This is a genomic window from Nostoc sp. DSM 114167, from assembly GCF_052692655.1.
In genome coordinates, this window is sequence record NZ_CP195116.1 from 5,035,779 (window position 1) to 5,052,325 (window position 16,547).

14 protein-coding genes, 1 tRNA gene and 1 CRISPR repeat array are annotated in these 16,547 nt (G+C 41.3%); of the genes, 7 read left to right on the top strand and 8 right to left on the bottom strand.

Annotation, left to right across the window (positions count from 1 at the left end; translation table 11 throughout):
* Window positions 1-25: 25 nt before the first annotated feature.
* The 4 genes from NSTC731_RS21435 (at window position 26) to cas12k (ending at window position 4,218) form a co-directional block, all read left to right on the top strand.
* A complete protein-coding gene (locus NSTC731_RS21435; RefSeq protein WP_445626708.1) occupies window positions 26-322 on the top strand; it encodes a hypothetical protein in 297 nt (98 codons plus the stop codon).
* A gap of 93 nt (window positions 323-415) precedes the next feature.
* Window positions 416-784 (top strand): hypothetical protein, encoded by a 369-nt coding sequence (locus tag NSTC731_RS21440; protein WP_445626709.1) that lies wholly within the window; start codon window positions 416-418, stop codon window positions 782-784.
* A 183-nt stretch (window positions 785-967) separates the two neighbouring features.
* Window positions 968-2,278: a hypothetical protein gene (locus tag NSTC731_RS21445; RefSeq protein WP_445626710.1), complete on the top strand. Its 1,311-nt coding sequence runs from the start codon at window positions 968-970 to the stop codon at window positions 2,276-2,278.
* 11 nt (window positions 2,279-2,289) lie between these two features.
* Window positions 2,290-4,218 (top strand): type V CRISPR-associated protein Cas12k, encoded by a 1,929-nt coding sequence (gene cas12k, locus NSTC731_RS21450; RefSeq protein ID WP_445626711.1) that lies wholly within the window; start codon window positions 2,290-2,292, stop codon window positions 4,216-4,218.
* 494 nt (window positions 4,219-4,712) lie between these two features.
* Window positions 4,713-5,255: a CRISPR direct-repeat array (repeat unit 37 nt; unit sequence GTTTCAATAACCATCCCGGCTAGGGGTGGGTTGAAAG).
* 293 nt (window positions 5,256-5,548) lie between these two features.
* Here the strand turns inward: cas12k and NSTC731_RS21455 are convergent.
* From NSTC731_RS21455 to NSTC731_RS21465, 3 genes are all read right to left on the bottom strand, one after another.
* Window positions 5,549-5,621 (bottom strand) — tRNA-Ala (locus tag NSTC731_RS21455).
* Between the two features lie 65 nt (window positions 5,622-5,686).
* Window positions 5,687-6,415: an HAD family hydrolase gene (locus NSTC731_RS21460; protein ID WP_445626712.1), complete on the bottom strand. Its 729-nt coding sequence runs from the start codon at window positions 6,413-6,415 to the stop codon at window positions 5,687-5,689.
* Window positions 6,412-7,299, bottom strand: a complete 888-nt coding sequence (locus NSTC731_RS21465) for a class I SAM-dependent methyltransferase (RefSeq protein ID WP_445626713.1) — start codon at window positions 7,297-7,299, stop codon at window positions 6,412-6,414. Before NSTC731_RS21465 ends, NSTC731_RS21460 begins: the two co-directional genes overlap by 4 nt.
* Window positions 7,300-7,610: 311 nt before the next feature.
* On the opposite strand from NSTC731_RS21465, the gene NSTC731_RS21470 reads away from it, so the two are divergent.
* Window positions 7,611-8,792 (top strand): RtcB family protein, encoded by a 1,182-nt coding sequence (locus tag NSTC731_RS21470; RefSeq protein WP_445626714.1) that lies wholly within the window; start codon window positions 7,611-7,613, stop codon window positions 8,790-8,792.
* 307 nt (window positions 8,793-9,099) lie between these two features.
* Here NSTC731_RS21470 and NSTC731_RS21475 read toward each other — a convergent pair whose 3' ends face one another.
* The 3 genes from NSTC731_RS21475 to NSTC731_RS21485 all read right to left on the bottom strand — a co-directional run bounded on the left by NSTC731_RS21475 (window position 9,100) and on the right by NSTC731_RS21485 (window position 12,396).
* The gene (locus tag NSTC731_RS21475) at window positions 9,100-9,714 is read right to left on the bottom strand and encodes a hypothetical protein (RefSeq protein WP_445626715.1); all 615 of its coding nucleotides are present in this window, start codon (window positions 9,712-9,714) and stop codon (window positions 9,100-9,102) included.
* Between the two features lie 327 nt (window positions 9,715-10,041).
* Window positions 10,042-10,932 carry an Rpn family recombination-promoting nuclease/putative transposase gene (locus NSTC731_RS21480; RefSeq protein WP_445626716.1) on the bottom strand — a complete coding sequence of 297 codons (891 nt, stop codon included), beginning with the start codon at window positions 10,930-10,932 and terminating at the stop codon, window positions 10,042-10,044.
* A gap of 162 nt (window positions 10,933-11,094) precedes the next feature.
* Complete coding sequence (locus NSTC731_RS21485) at window positions 11,095-12,396, bottom strand: dihydrolipoamide acetyltransferase family protein (RefSeq protein ID WP_445626717.1); 1,302 nt, start codon at window positions 12,394-12,396, stop codon at window positions 11,095-11,097.
* Between the two features lie 501 nt (window positions 12,397-12,897).
* Between NSTC731_RS21485 and NSTC731_RS21490 the strand changes: the two genes are divergently transcribed.
* Window positions 12,898-13,425: a hypothetical protein gene (locus tag NSTC731_RS21490; protein WP_445626718.1), complete on the top strand. Its 528-nt coding sequence runs from the start codon at window positions 12,898-12,900 to the stop codon at window positions 13,423-13,425.
* 110 nt (window positions 13,426-13,535) lie between these two features.
* On the opposite strand, the gene NSTC731_RS21495 is transcribed toward NSTC731_RS21490, so the two are convergent.
* The gene (locus tag NSTC731_RS21495; RefSeq protein WP_322670207.1) at window positions 13,536-13,985 is read right to left on the bottom strand and encodes a YlqD family protein; all 450 of its coding nucleotides are present in this window, start codon (window positions 13,983-13,985) and stop codon (window positions 13,536-13,538) included.
* Between the two features lie 42 nt (window positions 13,986-14,027).
* On the bottom strand, window positions 14,028-16,004 hold the full coding sequence (locus tag NSTC731_RS21500) for an AMP-dependent synthetase/ligase (protein ID WP_445626719.1): 1,977 nt from the start codon (window positions 16,002-16,004) through the stop codon (window positions 14,028-14,030).
* A 297-nt stretch (window positions 16,005-16,301) separates the two neighbouring features.
* Here NSTC731_RS21500 and NSTC731_RS21505 point away from each other — a divergent pair, with 297 nt between their 5' ends.
* A complete protein-coding gene (locus NSTC731_RS21505; RefSeq protein WP_445626720.1) occupies window positions 16,302-16,547 on the top strand; it encodes a hypothetical protein in 246 nt (81 codons plus the stop codon).

The following is a 16,547-nucleotide window of genomic DNA, read 5'->3' on the forward strand; positions in this document are numbered from 1 at the left end:
AAACGTGCTACTCAGATCAAGTAAGGTGATAGACATCATTCGCCCAAGGGCTGAATATAGAATCAACGCGCTCAATGAAAAGCCCTTGGAGCCGATGGAATACTGTAAAAAATGGGTTAATATGTCCCCCGATAACCGGGGGTACAGAAAAGCCTGCATAGCCGCTCTTGCCGAAGCAACTGGTCTGAGTCCAAGGACTATAGGTAATTGGGGTTCCAACTTCGAGAAGCGCCCCAATTATGTAGCGCATATTTTACGCATGGCTGATATGCTCAACCAAATCAAAAAAATAGTCCTGCCCCCTGACTTCCCGCAACAATAATTTACTCGTGAATCGTGACTAAGATACTTGTGCTAAGAGCAGATATTTCTTAAGTTGAGGTCAGCAAGTATGGGTTTTGGGTGCAGTAGCTTAGTGTCTTCACAATTCCCTGCTGCTGTAACCCTTAGTAACTCACGAACGCTCAAGATGCAAACTGGGAGGCAATCCCACCAAAACAAACATCAAATTGATACCCTCTGTCAGTTGCCCCTGGAACCGATGGAGTATTGTCGTCGTTGGGTTACTCACGAACCAGGACGTAATTATCGCAAAGCTTGCATTAATGCGATCGCAGAAGTTACAGGTACTAGCCCAAAAACTGTTAAAGATTGGGGGACAGAATTTCACCGACGACCAAAATACGTTACCCGAATTTTGCGGCAAGCCGACCTGATTAATCAATTCAAACAGCTAGTTGTTAAGGGAATTATTACTTTGCCCTCTGACTTCCCTCAAGAATAAGCGAGTATGTAAATGCCTGCGCCTGCTCTTTTATTGGCTGGAAGTAGCCTTTTTCAAAGCAAGTTAAAGTGTTAGAAGCGATCGCTAGTCACTACCAATTGTGCCAAAAACCCCTTGCTCTGATTACAAGGGTAATCTTAGCCTGAGATATAGAAGTACTAATTGGAACAGGCAACAGGTTTAATGAATTCAATCAGCACCGTTGAAATCAGCAAAAATCCTTGCAAAATCGAGGTAATGGATAACTCTATTCTCATTCGTGATTTGCAAATCCCCCTACGTGAAGCTGTAGATTACCTACAACTTCTTCCACAATCAGAAAAAGAAAAGGCTTGCCTAAATGCTTTTGAAGCAGGATTCTTTTGCCTCCAAAGAGTTCAAACCCTTACTGATACGGAATTTGTAAAACGACAGTTTGAGTCTTTGCTTGTTGATATTTCTAAAGCTGTTGGAGTTATACCTGAAACCCTTGAGCAAAGATTAATCAGTCAACTTAGTACAGATGATGGTCAAGTATTTGCTCTAATACAAAATCAAATTAATATAACCAAAGCAGTTCTTACGGAACAACTAGAAGGAGTGAGAATATTGTTTCAACAGGAGATTGACACCTCGAAAGAGACTTCAACTCTTGGCGGCGTAATGAAGAAGTTGCAGGACTTGTTAAATCCTCAGTATTCTGGCTCAGTACAAGGCGTATTTATAGAGGCGTTAAACAATGTCACAACAGAAAATGGAACTTTAGCTAAAGCCGTTAAGACTGTGGTTGAGGAAGCAGTTAAACCACTAGCTAGCGAAGTAGATCAATTAGCTAAACAAATTCGGGAAAAAGAGGTGGTAGAGTCTGTTCTGGAGCAAACTATTGCTAAAGGAGGAACTTACGAAGAAGCTGTGGTTGTAGAATTGCAAAATTGGTCAAAGCTATGTGGCGCAGAGGTTTCTCATATTGGTAATGATAAAGAACCTGGAGATATTCTCATCAAGCTGAGTGCAAACTCAATAGCACTAACAGAAATGTCAATAGTTATTGAAGCGAGAAACCGAGAATCTAAACGATGGGGTCGAGGAAGAATTTCTAAGCAATTAAGCACAGCTATGGAAAAGCGTGGAGCAAATACTGCTATATTTCTGAGTCGCACTCGTGATGGTTTAGCTCACGAAATTGGTGAATGGGGGCAAGGGATATGTGAACAGGGTTTATGGGTAGCTACTACACATGAACTATTAAATGTCGCTATCCAATTTTTGATTATTCGCCAACAGTTGGCATCTCAGCAGCTCGTTAATTCTCAACTGGATTATACAGTTATAGAAGCCCAACTTCAGCGAATTCAGTCATCTTTAGATTATGTCACCAAGATTAATACTCATCTAACTTATGTACAAGAAAATGCGGAAGGAATTCGAGCAAAAGCCAAAGCCATGAGAGTTGAGATTCGGAATAGTATTTCCGAAATTTATGAAGCAGTTCGTCTGAGTCAAATTGCAAGTTAGTAAGAAATAATATGAGTGTTATCACTATTCAATCTCCTCTGTTTAGTGATGAAAAGAGCCTCCGCCTGTTCTGGGAACTAATGGTTGAGAAAAACACACCACTGATTAACGAATTATTGGAACAGCTAGGCAAGCATCCTAATTTCGAGATTTGGTTACAAAAAGGTGAAATACCTAAAGACACTATCGAGACAACATGCGACTCTCTCAAAAAGCGAGAGCGCTTTGCTGACCAGCCAGGTCGTTTTTACACATCGGCAGTTACTCTAGTCAAGGAAATTTATAAGTCTTGGTTCGCCTTACAAAAGCGACGACAGCGCCAAATAGAAGGAAAAGAGCGTTGGCTAAAGATGCTCAAGAGTGATATGGAATTACAGCAAGAAAGTCAATGTAGCTTGGATGTTATTCGGGTCAAATCTACTGAAATTTTGACTTCATTTGTTGCTAAGTTTACTCAAGATAAAAAAAAGCAATCCAAAATCAAAAAAGGCAATAAGACTAAAAAAAATAAAAAAGACTCTTCCAACAGCACACTTCTCGGTGGGTTATTTGATATTTACGATAAAACAGAAGACTGTTTATCTCGGTGTGCCCTTGCCTATCTGCTCAAAAATAACTGTCAGGTTAGTGAGGTTGATGAAGATCCTGACCAATATGCTAAAAGTAGGCGCAAAAAAGAAATAGAACTTGAACGTTTAAAAAATCAAATAAAAAGTCGGAAACCCAAGGGACGAGATTTAACAGGAGAAAAGTGGCTAAAAACTTTGTCAGAGGTGGTTAATAAAATCCCTCAAAATGAAGATGAATCTAAATCTTGGCAAGCTAGCCTCCTGAGAGGAAATAGCTATATGCCATATCCTGTTGATTATGAAACCAATACAGACCTAACTTGGTTGACAAACGATAAAGATCGTATCTTTGTCAAATTTAATGGGCTGAATAAACTAATGAATGAACCCAAATTTGAGGTTTATTGTGATTCTCGCCAGCTTCATTATTTTCAACGCTTCTGCCAAGACTGGCAAATTTGGCATGAGGACAAAGAAACATACTCTTCTGGGCTATTTATTCTCCGTTCTGCACGTCTGCTTTGGCAGGAAAGAAAAGGTAAAGGTAAGCCGTGGAAGATTCACCGCCTAATTCTTCAATGCTCTGTAGAAACACGTTTGTGGACACAAGAGGAAACAGAACTAGTTCGTTTTGATAAAATCAACAAAGCTGAGAAAACCATTCAAAATATGGAACAAAAAGGTAATCTCAGTCAGACACAGCTATCTCGTTTAGAAAGTGAGCGAACTCAGAGGCGTAAACTTAACAACCCCTTCCCTGATCGTCCTAGCAAACCTCTGTATCAAGGAAAATCTAATATTCTGGTTGGTGTAAGCTTGGGTCTAGATAAACCAGCAACTGTTGCTGTGGTAGATGCTATTAGCAAAAAAGTTCTGGCTTATCGCAGCGTTAAACAACTACTCGGTAACAACTACAATTTACTAAACCGCCAACGACAACAACAACTACGGCTTTCACACGATCGCCACAAAGCTCAGAAACAAAACGCGCCAAACTCATTTGGTGAATCAGAGTTAGGACAATATGTTGATAGATTACTGGCAGATGCGATTGTTGCGATCGCAAAAACTTACTTTGCTGGCAGCATTGTTCTACCTCAACTTCAGGATATGCGAGAAATCATTCAAAGCGAAGTTCAAGCTAGAGCAGAGAAAAAAATTCCAGGTTACAAGGAAGGTCAACAAAACTATGCCAAAGATTATCGTATCAACGTCCACCGTTGGAGCTATGGTCGATTAATTGAGAGTATTGAAATCCAAGCTAAGAAAAACGGAATATCTATCGAAAGTTGTTCACAGCCAATTAGAGACAGCAAACAGGAACAAGCTAGAGATTTAGCTTTGTTTGCTTATAAAGAGCGCCAACTTTAACTGCTTTAGTTAAAAAACTGAACCTTGAAAATATAATATAAGAATAATAGCGCCGCAGTTCATGTTCTTTAGAACCAATGTACTGTGAACAATCTGGGTTAGTTTGACGGTTTCACCGTTTTGCTTTCTGACCCTGGTAGCTGCCCGCTTCTGATGCTGCTGTCGCAAGACAGGATAGGTGCGCTCCCTGCAATAAGGAGTAAGGCTTGAAAAAGCAATAGCCGTTGCTAGCAACGGTGCGGATTACCGCAGTGGTGGCTACTGAATCACCCCCTTCGTCGGGGGAACCCTCCAAATATTTTTTTGGCGTGTCGAAGTGGGGGTAAAATCCCTGGAGTCCCGCCAAAACTTTAAAACCCTTATCCAGTCTTGATTTAATAAGCTAGCCTGTCAATACATTTAGTTTATTAATTTTCACTTGGAGACTATTCTAAGCACACCTGCCAAATTATGTGTATGGAAAGCTTTTGTAGTAAGGGTTTTAGACGGGTTGAGTTTCAATAACCATCCCGGCTAGGGGTGGGTTGAAAGTTTCAATTGGTGTCGGGACGGTCGATTTAATTCGTCGTTTCAATAACCATCCCGGCTAGGGGTGGGTTGAAAGTTTGGCGATCAAATCTAGCGAACGTCTTGAATGCAGGTTTCAATAACCATCCCGGCTAGGGGTGGGTTGAAAGAATTGCTCTCTAATCCACTCCTGGTACGAATTAAAAGTTTCAATAACCATCCCGGCTAGGGGTGGGTTGAAAGTAGAGATTAGTGCATCGCAACCATCGCCAAAAGTTTCAATAACCATCCCGGCTAGGGGTGGGTTGAAAGGCAACTCCAATTAGAAGTTCTGCAATGCCCTATAAAGTTTCAATAACCATCCCGGCTAGGGGTGGGTTGAAAGTTCCATCATATTCTCCATGCTTTTATATTTTTGGGTTTCAATAACCATCCCGGCTAGGGGTGGGTTGAAAGTTATTGTACAGCGCCCAACCGATGCTACCCCAACCACGTTTCAATAACCATCCCGGCTAGGGGTGGGTTGAAAGCCGATTAGCCAAGAAACTACTAGACATTTACCTGATGTGTTTTAACTACTATCTCGGCTAGAACTATGTTGCAAAAATAAGGATATAAATACTACATACTCACACTAACCAGATTTTAAAATGGTTAAATACTATAACTGATTATTTAGGAGGGTTGAAAGGAGTGCTGCGATCACACAACAGTTGAAGCAGTAAATTAAGTAGCAAAAAGTTATAATGACAAATAATTTGCCGCTCTAGATGTTTGGACAAATAATATGTCGCCACGGACAAATAATATGTCGCTCTACAAATGGAGAATAACGGATTCGAACCGATGACCTCTGCGGTGCGATCGCAGCACTCTACCAACTGAGCTAATTCCCCTTAATCAGTGCTAAGTCAAGAGTAATATTACTCATTAACTGAAAACATTATCACCATAGATTATTCTAACATTCTGTTACCGATGGTTGAGGCTGTTTTTGGGAATAAACTTTTTGCACCCGTTCGAGTTCCAAATCACTGAGATAATCAACAGTCCAGTTACAGCAGCGTTGAAGCATGTGGAATGGATAAGTATTCGCTACACCAACAACTTGCATTTGCGATCGCTTCGCCGCTTCGATACCTGCTGGAGTATCTTCGATTGCCAGACATTCTTGTGGTTGGAGATTCAAGTCGGGATATTCTTTATTTAAGCGTTTTACTGCCAGTAGATAACCATCGGGTTCTGGTTTACTGGTAGTGATGTCATCACCTGCGACAATGATTTTAAAATGTTCAGCTAGTTTAGCGCGATTGAGTACCAGTTCTATTTCTGTGCGAATCGCGCCACTAACTAATCCTAGTTTCAGATTGCGCGACCGCACCTGATATATTAAGTCTTCTACACCTGGATATAAAGGCAGTTTCTTTATTTTTTCTAGTTCCACCGTATAAGCTTGGGCTTTGCGGTACAGCAACTGAGTTAAATAGTTTTCATTGGCTACTCTACCACGATTAGCGAGTAGCTGCTGAAAACAAGCGCGATCGCTGCGTCCTAAAGAAGCTTGACGCTCGCTCACCTTTTGGGGTTGGAGATTTTCTTCAATGAGAATCTCATCGATCAGTTGCAGGTGGATTGGCTCATCGTTAATGATGACACCATTAAAATCAAAGAGAACTGCCTTTAAACTCATGCCATTATGCCAAACGCTGGAGAACCAAGTCCCTCCAAATCATTATTATCTACTGATGTGGGAGTATAATGACGGACATTTTCGGTTGCTATTGGTTTTATGCCGCTAGTTACCTGATTTATCCACCATACATCCTGCGATCGCACTGCTTCAAATCCGGCTGCACCCATATTCGCTTCTATACTACTAGCAGCATACTCACGAATATATGGCTCCTCAAAAACGTCATTGAGCCATTCTAACTGACGCAGAGTCTTCTGATTTCCATCTAGAATTAATACTTGTCCTCCAGTTACCAGCAACCGGAAGCTTTCTCGTAAAATTGCTAGAGACACCGCATCTGGTGTTTCGTGGAATAGCAAAGAAGCTGTTACTAAATCAAATGTTGCATCCCTCAAACCAGTTTTTTCAGCATTTCCGTGTCGCCAGACTATCTCCAAGCCAGCATTTCTAGCTTTATCTTCCGCTCTTACCAGCATATAAGGTGATAAATCCAAGCCAATAACTTCCGCTTCGGGGAAAGCCCGCTTTAACATTAAAGTAGTGGAACCAGTACCGCAGCCTAAATCAAGTATGCGTCGTGGTTTTACCTTCACGGCATCAACTAAAGCTTGACGGACAATACCTTCATTAGGCGGTAGAACGTATTGAGTAACCGGATCGTAAGTAACTGCTGCATCGGAATTGAGATACCCGCCAGCAATCCCGTGAAAGTTTTGATTACTGTAGTACGCCGGAATTATGACATCATCTCGTCGATAGCGATCGCTCTCTTTCTCCCAATTAATACTATCAGCGTAACGCTGTAATCCATCTTCATCAATCAAAAGACGCACTACAGGGGATAAAAAACGTTCCCAGATTGTATCTTGACGCACTGCCATATTGTGTCAGAACTTTAAGGAGCTATTTAAACACAGTGATTTTCTTTACAAATTTTAATACATTAGAGAAACATTTGCTTTCTCCCTGTGGTGATAGATTGACGCTTGTAATCATTTTTGTTACATTTATAATACAAATTTTAACTCCTAAAAGTAAGTTCTTCAGCTTCACGAAAATTCAAGGAGCCAAATGAAAGACAATACAACATATAAATTGCTACAACTAACTAGGTAATGGGTTATATGTCATACCGATAATTATCACTGCCCTATACCCAATCTAAAATTTAAAATCCAAAATAGAAAAAATTATGCCCTACGAAAAGTTAGAAATTACCACACCAGCACCCGTCTTATCTTGGGCAAATCACTCTTTGGGCCCAGAAGAAACCAAGATGGCCAAGAATGTGGCATCATTACCATTTGTATTTAAACACGTGGCATTAATGCCAGATGTTCACTTAGGAAAAGGTGCTTTAGTGGGTTCTGTAATTGCAACCAAAGAGGCAATTATCCCAGCTGCTGTCGGTGTAGATATTGGTTGCGGTATGAGCGCTATCAAAACAGCATTTACCGCCGAACAACTAGAAGGTAAACTAAAGAAAATCCGCCTAGATATTGAAGCAGCAATTCCGACTGGATTTAACGAAAATAAAGACGTTGAAAAATCCGTCAGCAATTGGCAACACTGGGATGATTTTAAAGAGTTGCATCGCGGCGTGCAAGACCTACAAAGTAAAGCTATGAAACAGATGGGTTCTCTCGGTGGAGGAAATCACTTTATTGAAGTGTGCCTTGATACAGAGAATCAAGTTTGGCTGATGCTGCATTCTGGTTCGCGTAACATTGGCAATAAACTTGCGCAGTGTCATATTCACACAGCCAGAGAATTAGCAAAAATGGCAGGTAATAAATTGCCTGACCCTGATTTAGCTCACTTTGTCGCTGGTACGCCAGAATTCCAGGCATATTGGCACGATTTACAATGGTCACAAAACTATGCGCGTGTCAACCGCGATGTGATGATGGCGCGTTTTAAGCACATAGTTGAGAAGCATCTCGCCGGTGGGAAGGCAACTAAACCTTTATTGCAGGTTAATTGTCATCACAATTATGCCGAAAAAGAAGTGCATTTTGACGAGGATGTATACGTTACTCGTAAGGGTGCAGTCCGCGCCCAGACTGAAGATTATGGGATTATTCCTGGTTCGATGGGGGCAAAGTCTTTCATCGTTAAGGGTAAAGGTAATGCCCATAGCTTCTGTTCTTGCTCTCACGGTGCAGGGCGTTTGATGTCTAGAAATAAGGCAAAAAATGTCTATACACTTGATGATTTGATCGAGCAAACAAATGGTGTAGAATGCCGCAAAGATGAGGGTGTGTTAGATGAAATTCCTGGTGCTTATAAGCCGATAGAACAAGTTATGGCAAATCAAGCGGATTTGGTTGAGGTTGTCGCCACACTCAAGCAAGTTCTTTGTGTGAAAGGATAAATTAGATAGGGTGGGCAATGTCCACCTTTTTTATTTTTTAAACGCAAAGGCACGCGGAGGTAAGCGCAGAGATACGCTGAGGCATAAATGATTGTTTTAAGTGAATCGACTGAAGAAATAGAGCTATCTGCTAGCGCTAGCGAAAATAAATTAATGACTGAAACTGCCCAATTCTTACTTAATGTAGAGATTGTTGGGTGGTATTATTTATTTATTTATTAAAGTATAAATATATGATAAATTACTAGTGTTTATGGTAAGCTAAAAATATTATCCATTTACATCTTTATTAAACTCTTATATTTTTTCATTTGGGATAATTATTTGAATCATTGAAATACACTTTTGTTGTTTTTGAAGGGCACTTTAATACACCACTTGTGTACTCTGGTAAAGATAAGTTTTTTCTAGAAAGATAGGCGGTATTATTCTCTTTGCAAATAACACTCACCATTTTCAGTTGCTTGCTATCAGGGACTTTAACTGCAAAAACAGCACCAACATATAAATTAAGTGTAAAGCCCGGAAAGCCCCAATGACCTTTACAAGCATCTTGAAATGCATAGACGAAAATACTATCAGTAATATAATTAATATTAGTGTTACTCTTAACATTTTGCGCTCTAGTGTAGTATCCATAACAGCTTTGTGGATCGCCAATAACCCAATCTTTGAATGATGGTTCTTGTCCTTTCTGATCGGTAATTATCACAAAACTTTTCTGCTTTGCAAAAACAGCTTCTTGAGTAGTAATCATTGATATTAACTTTTTTTTAGCGTTGATAGTTATTCTGTCTATCTTTTCATTCATCGCTTGGTTTCCACCGTCTTCACTTGAGCATCCAGTCAAGAACAAGCTCAGGAAAGCAATACTAAAAATTAATAATTTATAAGGCGAATAAATAATTTCTTTTTTAGCCATAAAAAGTAATTACTAACAAAAGTAGAGATAAATAGTTTTTAGTCAAGCACTCGATTACCAGAGTGTCTGACTAGAAAATTTCTTTAAATTTTAACTAGGTTATAACAAAAATGTCATTATTACCAATTGTTGGTCTAATTGAAGTGAAGACTCAACAACTAAGTTTATACGGCAATTTAGAGCAAGCTAGAGGATGGTTTCATCAGAGCAAATGGCAAAATTAAAAGCAGAGTATCGTCAAAAAATGCAAGCAGAAGCAACCGAGCAAGGAGCTAGGTACGAAAATTTGACTTTTTTTGGAACTGGTAGAAAGGTTTAGAGCAAACTCTAATTTTCTATTGTATTTAGCCAATTCATTAAATCAGCCTCACTGGTAAAATCCAGTAATACTTCACCCAAGTTTTCTAACTGAGCTAGGGACAACTCTTGCAAGCGAGATTGTAACTGAGAATTAATTGAACCAAGCCGACGAGTTAATAGACGCATCACTAGCCTCAGCTCTGATTGCCTTCCTTGTTCAATACCTTGTTCAATACCTTGTTCAATACCTTGTTCAATGCCTCGTTGTCTCCCTTCTTGAAGTCCTTCTTGGAGAATTTCTTGATAAATGGCAGATTCTCTCATATCTTCTCTCCTCAAAAACTGACGAATTAGTTCTGGCTCGAATACCAATCCTGCTAGAAGTTGGGTACACACCGAGATACTCTGCTTGGTGGCTTCTTCTTCAATCATACTCACCTGAACTGCTATCTGTTGAAGTAACCTTTGAGGAGAATCTGTTCGCGCTAAAGTTGCCAGAGGTAATAAACCAGGGGATAACAATAAGGGTTCTGGATCTTGTTCCCAAATTCGGATGATGCGGTAACGGTGGATAGTATTGCGGGCAGTAAATTGATCTACAAAGACAGCTTCTGAAGTTGTCGGTTTAAGAAAAATTACTATCTGCTCGATATCACAATTGTATTGTCGATATAGGCGCACCCAATAGTCCAACATCCGCAGTGGCAAGGGTGGAGTCGATGCTGGTAAAGTTTGAAACTCTAAATGCAGTATTTGATTGGCAGTTTGCAAAAAAGTTACAGAATCGGCACGAATTGGTTCTTGATTTAATTCTGTTTTGAGAATCTGGATATCCGTTGCTTCAGATGCAAGTAAGTAGCGGATAAAATCTTCTGGATACTGCTCAACCAAATATTTCAGGGTGTTGTCGTATGTCACTGTGATATCAGTTTGGACATAAACTCATGTAGAGACGTAATATCGCTACATAGTTTGTCCATCAAAAATTTAAGTCTAAGTATTGTTTGTTGTTAGCGCTACTCTACGAAAAACTGCTGTTCGCTCATAGCGCTAACATTTAAATTTGGTGTTTTTTCAAAACTACAGTGTCAAAGATTGAGGATTTGTCTCAATCAATTTTGCTAAATCTTGCAAGAACGCCGCAGCATGGGCACCGTAAATAATCCGGTGGTCAGAAGTAATATTCACCTGCATTTGTTGTCGTACGCCAAATAAACCGTCAGGTGCTGCTACCACTTGCGGGCGGGATGCCCCGATCGCTAAAATTGAGCCTTGTCCAGGCGGCAAAATCGCATCAAATTTATCTACGCCAAACATCCCCAAATTGGACAGGGTGAAAGTACCACTGTTGTATTCTTGGGGCTGTAATTGTTTTGTCCTAGCACGTTCTACCAAAGACTTCCAAGTACGCGATAGAGAATATATATCCACTGCGTCTGCATTTTGCAGCACAGGTGTAATCAATCCGCCATCATCCATCGCTACTGCTACGGAAATGTTGATATCAGAATGATAAACAATACCTTGGTCTGAGTAGCTAGCATTTAACAATGGGTGTTTTTGCAATGTCACTGCTACAGCTTTCGCCAGTAGCGCTGTCATTGTCACACCTTTGGATTTAATTTGTTTATAAAGTTTGTCTAACCCATCGGTGGTAATTGTATAACCAACACGGAAGACGGGCACGGATATGGTGGCTACCATGTTCCGCACTACGGCATTTTGGAAGGTAGTTAAAGGTACAGTTTGACCAGGAACAGCCGCTGCCACGGGTGCGGGTGCTGGTGTCCGAGGTACTGGGGGCGCAGCTGGAGTGCTGGTTGGTACAGGTGCGGGTGGAGCAACTGGGGCAGGTGCAGGTTGCTTGCCTTTATTAGACAATGCTTCTACATCTTCGGCGACAATGCGTCCGTGGGGACCACTGCCTTGAAGTGTAGTTAAATCAACTTTGAGTTCTTTGGCTAACTTGCGGGCACGGGGTGAAGCTACAAGCCTTCCTTCTTTGTGGTTAGACCCGTTTTGAGACGCTAAGGCGGGTGTTGCGGCTGAGGCTGTGGCAGCAACTGGTTCAGGGGAAGAGGTAGGAGTAGCAGCCGCGCTGCCAGAATTGGCAAGAGATTTCGCCTGTTCAATTTCAGCTTCCGTTTCAGCGATGAAGGCGATCGCAGATCCTACCGGGGCAGTTTCACCAGCTTCAACTATAATATGGGCAAGAAATCCTTCATAGAAGGTTTCTACATCCATATCTGCCTTATCTGACTCTACAACCACCACTGTTTCGCCTTTTTCCACTTTGTCCCCTGGCGATTTCACCCAGGAGACGATTTTGCCTTCCGTCATAGTGGAACTCAGCGCCGGCATAAATACTTCGTGAATGCTCATAGGGTGGTTTGGAAATCAATGGTTTATGGACTTTAACAGTTTTTATCAGATCGAATTGTATCTTGGTGGGAGAGTTTTAGACTGTTTATATTTTAGTTGGGGATTGGGCAAAACAGTTCCGTTAGCAGATAGCTAAGGTTTAGCCCGTGCTGAGTAAGGAAGTGAGATTCGCCACTCAGAACTGGGCACTCAGCACTGGGCACTCTTGAGGGGCATTGGTTATTCACTAATGACTAATGACTTTAGGAACCTAAATATAGCTTAGAGGTCTATAATACAGAACTATCCTCAATCGGTTAGCCAAAATCTCGATCTCGTTTTAGTCATTGACTTGCAAAAACCAGCACGAGTTTCTCACAGATAAAATGGGATTGCTATTTAATATTTCTGATAACCACTACTTAAGATACACGAGCTTCTCACGGATAGAGGATATGGGATGTAGTTCAATCTAGAATTCAAAATTGGTAATAAACCTATTTGAAATTCCTGTTTACTTTTATGTCGGCAAAGCTGAAATTCTTTTTGATTGTGATATTAAGTATCTCTGCCACGGCTGGTGCTGGAGTTTATATTATCCAGCACCAGCAATCTGCACCGATTGTTGAGACTAGTGATGAGCAAACCCAGCACATGGGAGGAATACATCAGTCTCAGGAAGTTGCAGCATTCTCAGAGCGTTCCGATTATCAAACTATACCTTTAGAAAAACTTAACTCTTCTCTTCAAGGCAGTAATCCTACTACCCTCGCCCTGAATGCCTTTGAGGAGATAGCAGTGGGAGGATCGCAAAAGATAGAGGTAGTTTATCCCCAACCAAATCAGGCGTTAGTGACGATTACGCAAATCAAGCGGGGTAATAATTCAGTTGGGACGGTTAAATATCGAGCAAAGATGACAACCTTTGGGCGATCGCTTTTTATTAGCTCACCTCCAGTGTGGCAAATCGTTTGGGCTGGCTCCCAGGTGGAATGTTGGGCTGGGAGCCGCTCTCACACTAACACTAAGTTAAATCATATCTGTCATTAGTCACTTGTACTGAGCGTCTTGCCCTGAGCGAAGTCGAAGGGAGTCGAAGTATTGGTCATTGGTCAGAAAACAAATGACAAATGACAAAGGATAAATGACAAATGACAAATTTAAATGTCGCCGCGAATTTCTTCGACAACGCCATCGCGCAGAACGATTTCGACTTGCATTTTGCTAATTAGGTTATCACCGATTTCCACCCGAAAAAAGCCTTCCATTTGGAATTGGTTGACTTCTTGATCTTGCTGGAGAAACTGCACTTGCTGGAGGTTTTGCAGCAATTGATTTTTTTGCTCTAAAAATTCACTTTTCTTTTGATTGACTTGGAGTTGGATATTGTCAATTTGTTGGAGGGTCTGGGGGCCAGGTGGTTGCAGACTCTGCTTTTGAATTGCTGCGATCGCTCTTTGTCCTTCAACGTCTAGCTGTTGCAGTTGCTGATCGAGTTGATTGATTTGCGCTTGCAGCTGCTGTTGTACTTCCTCTTTCCAGAGGGGAGTCACAATAACTTTGACGTTAACGACGCGTTTGAGAAGCAAATTAGATTTGGAGACATCCATAAATATTTCACGTTCACTCTTTACAGTTAGCAGATGGAATGATCAGGCAAACATGCCGTCAATAATATCGCGATAGCGTTCCGTGACGACATGTCGGCGAACTTTTAGTGTTTGTGTCATCAAGCCATTTTCGATGGAAAACGGTTCCAGGATGAGTTTAAACGTTCCGATGCGGTCATCCGGTCGATAGCCTGGACGATTTTGGACTTCCCGATTCAATTCTTGGCGAAATAAATCCTGGATCATTCTACTCTCCAAGTCAATTTTTTGACTATCTGAGGAAGTCACTTGATTATTGGGCGTATCCAGCGTTAAATTCTGACTTGCTGCCCATTTTTCTAAGGCTTCGACATTGGGGACTATTAAGGCTCCCAGGCTGCGCCGATCTTGACCGATGAGCATAATTTGATCGATGTATGGCGATCGCAAACACGCATCTTCAATCGGCTGTGGCTCGATGTTTTCCCCGTTAGTCAATACAATCGTATCCTTAGACCTGCCAGTCAGCACTAAATCGTCTTGTGGTGTCAGCCAACCCAAATCGCCGCTATCAAACCAACCCTCAGCGTCAATTGCTTTGGCTGTCGCTTCCGGATTTTGGTAATAGCCTTGCATAATCTGCGGGCCTCTTAACAATACTAAGCCTCGCTTCTCTATTGGTAAAGGCGCTTTTGTTTCAGGATCGACGATTTTAGCTTCTGTAGCCGGGAGTGGTAGCCCTGATGCGCCAATCAAATTCCGCCAAGGACGCCGTACATGGGTGACAGGAGAAGTTTCTGTCAAGCCATACCCTTGTAAAATCTGCACGCCAATAATTTCAAAGAAATTATCTATGTGTCTGGGAAGCGCGCCACCACCGCTAATCATCTGCTTAACTTGTCCTCCTGTGGCTTCCCGAACTTTGGCGTAAACCAGTCGTTCTCCCAAGGCATGGAGGGGTAATAGAGCTGATGCTTGGATCTTAGCTGCTAATCGTTCGGCGGCTGAAGCATGAAGATTATTTAAATCCAATCCCTGAGCAGTTCGTTGCGCTTTGATATATTTGTCGCTAATGCCCAATAAAAATTTAATTAGGCGTTGCTTGTTGGCTGGTTGTTCGCGGAACTGTTTTTGCACTCCTTCATAAATCGATTCCCACAGGCGGGGTACACCGACCATGTAATTGGGTTTAAATTGTCTCAAATCCCCTTTTACAGAGCGCAAGTTGGTATAAACTTGCGTACAACCTTGAGATAGTAGGTAATATTCTACAGTTCGTTCATAACTGTGCCACGAAGGCAAAATACTGAGAACTATATCGCCAGGGTTTGGTTGCAATACTGTGCCAAAAGTGATCACTTGGTGCATCAAGTTACTATAAGACAGCATTACACCCTTGGGTTTACCCGTAGTGCCAGAGGTATAAATTAGAGTTGCCAGAGCGTCACGATTTTGCTTGACTGGCACAAAATTATGATTTTTCCCGATTTCGAGCAACTGTGAAAAGTTGAGTACCTTTAGGGTTTCGTCTGTTGGTGGTGCTTCATCGGAAAGTAAGATGACTACTTGAATTGGTAAATCTTTGAGACGATCTTGGAGTTTTTTAAGTGTTTTTAAATCTTCAACGACGATCGCTGTACTGCCGCTATTAGTGATAATAAACAGCAATTCTTCTTTTTCGGCTTGGGAACTACGCACCGCATCAACGCCTCCAGCAGTCATGATGCCTTGATCGGCAATGAACCACCGAGGACTGTTGTCAGCAATTAAGGAAATGCGATCGCCTACCTTTACTCCCAACGCTTGTAACCCAGCAGCAAATAGTTGCATTTGCTCTACCAACTGGGTATAAGTAATCACTACTTCTGGTTTAGCATGAGGATTGCGGAGAGCGACAATATCACCAAATCGTTGAGCTGCCAAAGGCCAAATTTCTGGTAATGATTCCACATTTGTGTAATCTACCAACCGCTTTAATGCTTGCCGTTCTCGTTCGCTGATGTTAGATAAAAAAGAAGACGCGGTTTGGGTTGTTGACATAACACCTTACTTAAAGATTTTAAACTGATTATTTTCCAGCTTATTTTGTTATTTTGCTACAATAACCAACCTTATTATCCACATACTCTTCTGTGTACGATAATTCCAGGAATTCCACGTTTATATTTACAAAAATTTATGTTAAAGTTAATTTACATAGAGTGCAAGCAATGATTGGTTTGCATCTAAAAACAGCGATGTCTATGACGGGTGGTTCCTGAGCGCAGCCGTTCGCGCAGCGTCTCCGACAGGAGAAGGACTACGCCTACGCCTATATTTCAAAGGAGATGATTACCTATGAATTTTATCGACGGCATAATGCTAACGTTGCTCAATATTGTTGCTTGCATAACGTTCCCGAAGATTTTAGCTATCTTTTTGGCTGAGAAAACCAAACTTACTGAAACATTGGCGAATGGTTCCAAATTACAAACAGCCAAAATTCAACTTACAAGTTTTCCTTATTGTACAGCTTACCAATTGACAGGTAGCCAATACTGCAAATTCAGTCCTGATTTTTGTGCTAGCTGTTCTCCAAATTGA

Excerpts from the sequence above, each read along its gene's own strand:
- NSTC731_RS21445 (WP_445626710.1), top strand. The coding sequence starts at position 968 with ATGAATTCAATCAGCACCGTTGAAATCAGCAAAAATCCTTGCAAAATC.
- cas12k (WP_445626711.1), top strand. The coding sequence starts at position 2,290 with ATGAGTGTTATCACTATTCAATCTCCTCTGTTTAGTGATGAAAAGAGC.
- NSTC731_RS21460 (WP_445626712.1), bottom strand. The coding sequence starts at position 6,415 with ATGAGTTTAAAGGCAGTTCTCTTTGATTTTAATGGTGTCATCATTAAC.
- NSTC731_RS21465 (WP_445626713.1), bottom strand. The coding sequence starts at position 7,299 with ATGGCAGTGCGTCAAGATACAATCTGGGAACGTTTTTTATCCCCTGTA.
- NSTC731_RS21470 (WP_445626714.1), top strand. The coding sequence starts at position 7,611 with ATGCCCTACGAAAAGTTAGAAATTACCACACCAGCACCCGTCTTATCT.
- NSTC731_RS21475 (WP_445626715.1), bottom strand. The coding sequence starts at position 9,714 with ATGGCTAAAAAAGAAATTATTTATTCGCCTTATAAATTATTAATTTTT.
- NSTC731_RS21485 (WP_445626717.1), bottom strand. The coding sequence starts at position 12,396 with ATGAGCATTCACGAAGTATTTATGCCGGCGCTGAGTTCCACTATGACG.
- NSTC731_RS21490 (WP_445626718.1), top strand. The coding sequence starts at position 12,898 with ATGTCGGCAAAGCTGAAATTCTTTTTGATTGTGATATTAAGTATCTCT.
- NSTC731_RS21495 (WP_322670207.1), bottom strand. The coding sequence starts at position 13,985 with ATGGATGTCTCCAAATCTAATTTGCTTCTCAAACGCGTCGTTAACGTC.
- NSTC731_RS21500 (WP_445626719.1), bottom strand. The coding sequence starts at position 16,004 with ATGTCAACAACCCAAACCGCGTCTTCTTTTTTATCTAACATCAGCGAA.
- NSTC731_RS21505 (WP_445626720.1), top strand. The coding sequence starts at position 16,302 with ATGAATTTTATCGACGGCATAATGCTAACGTTGCTCAATATTGTTGCT.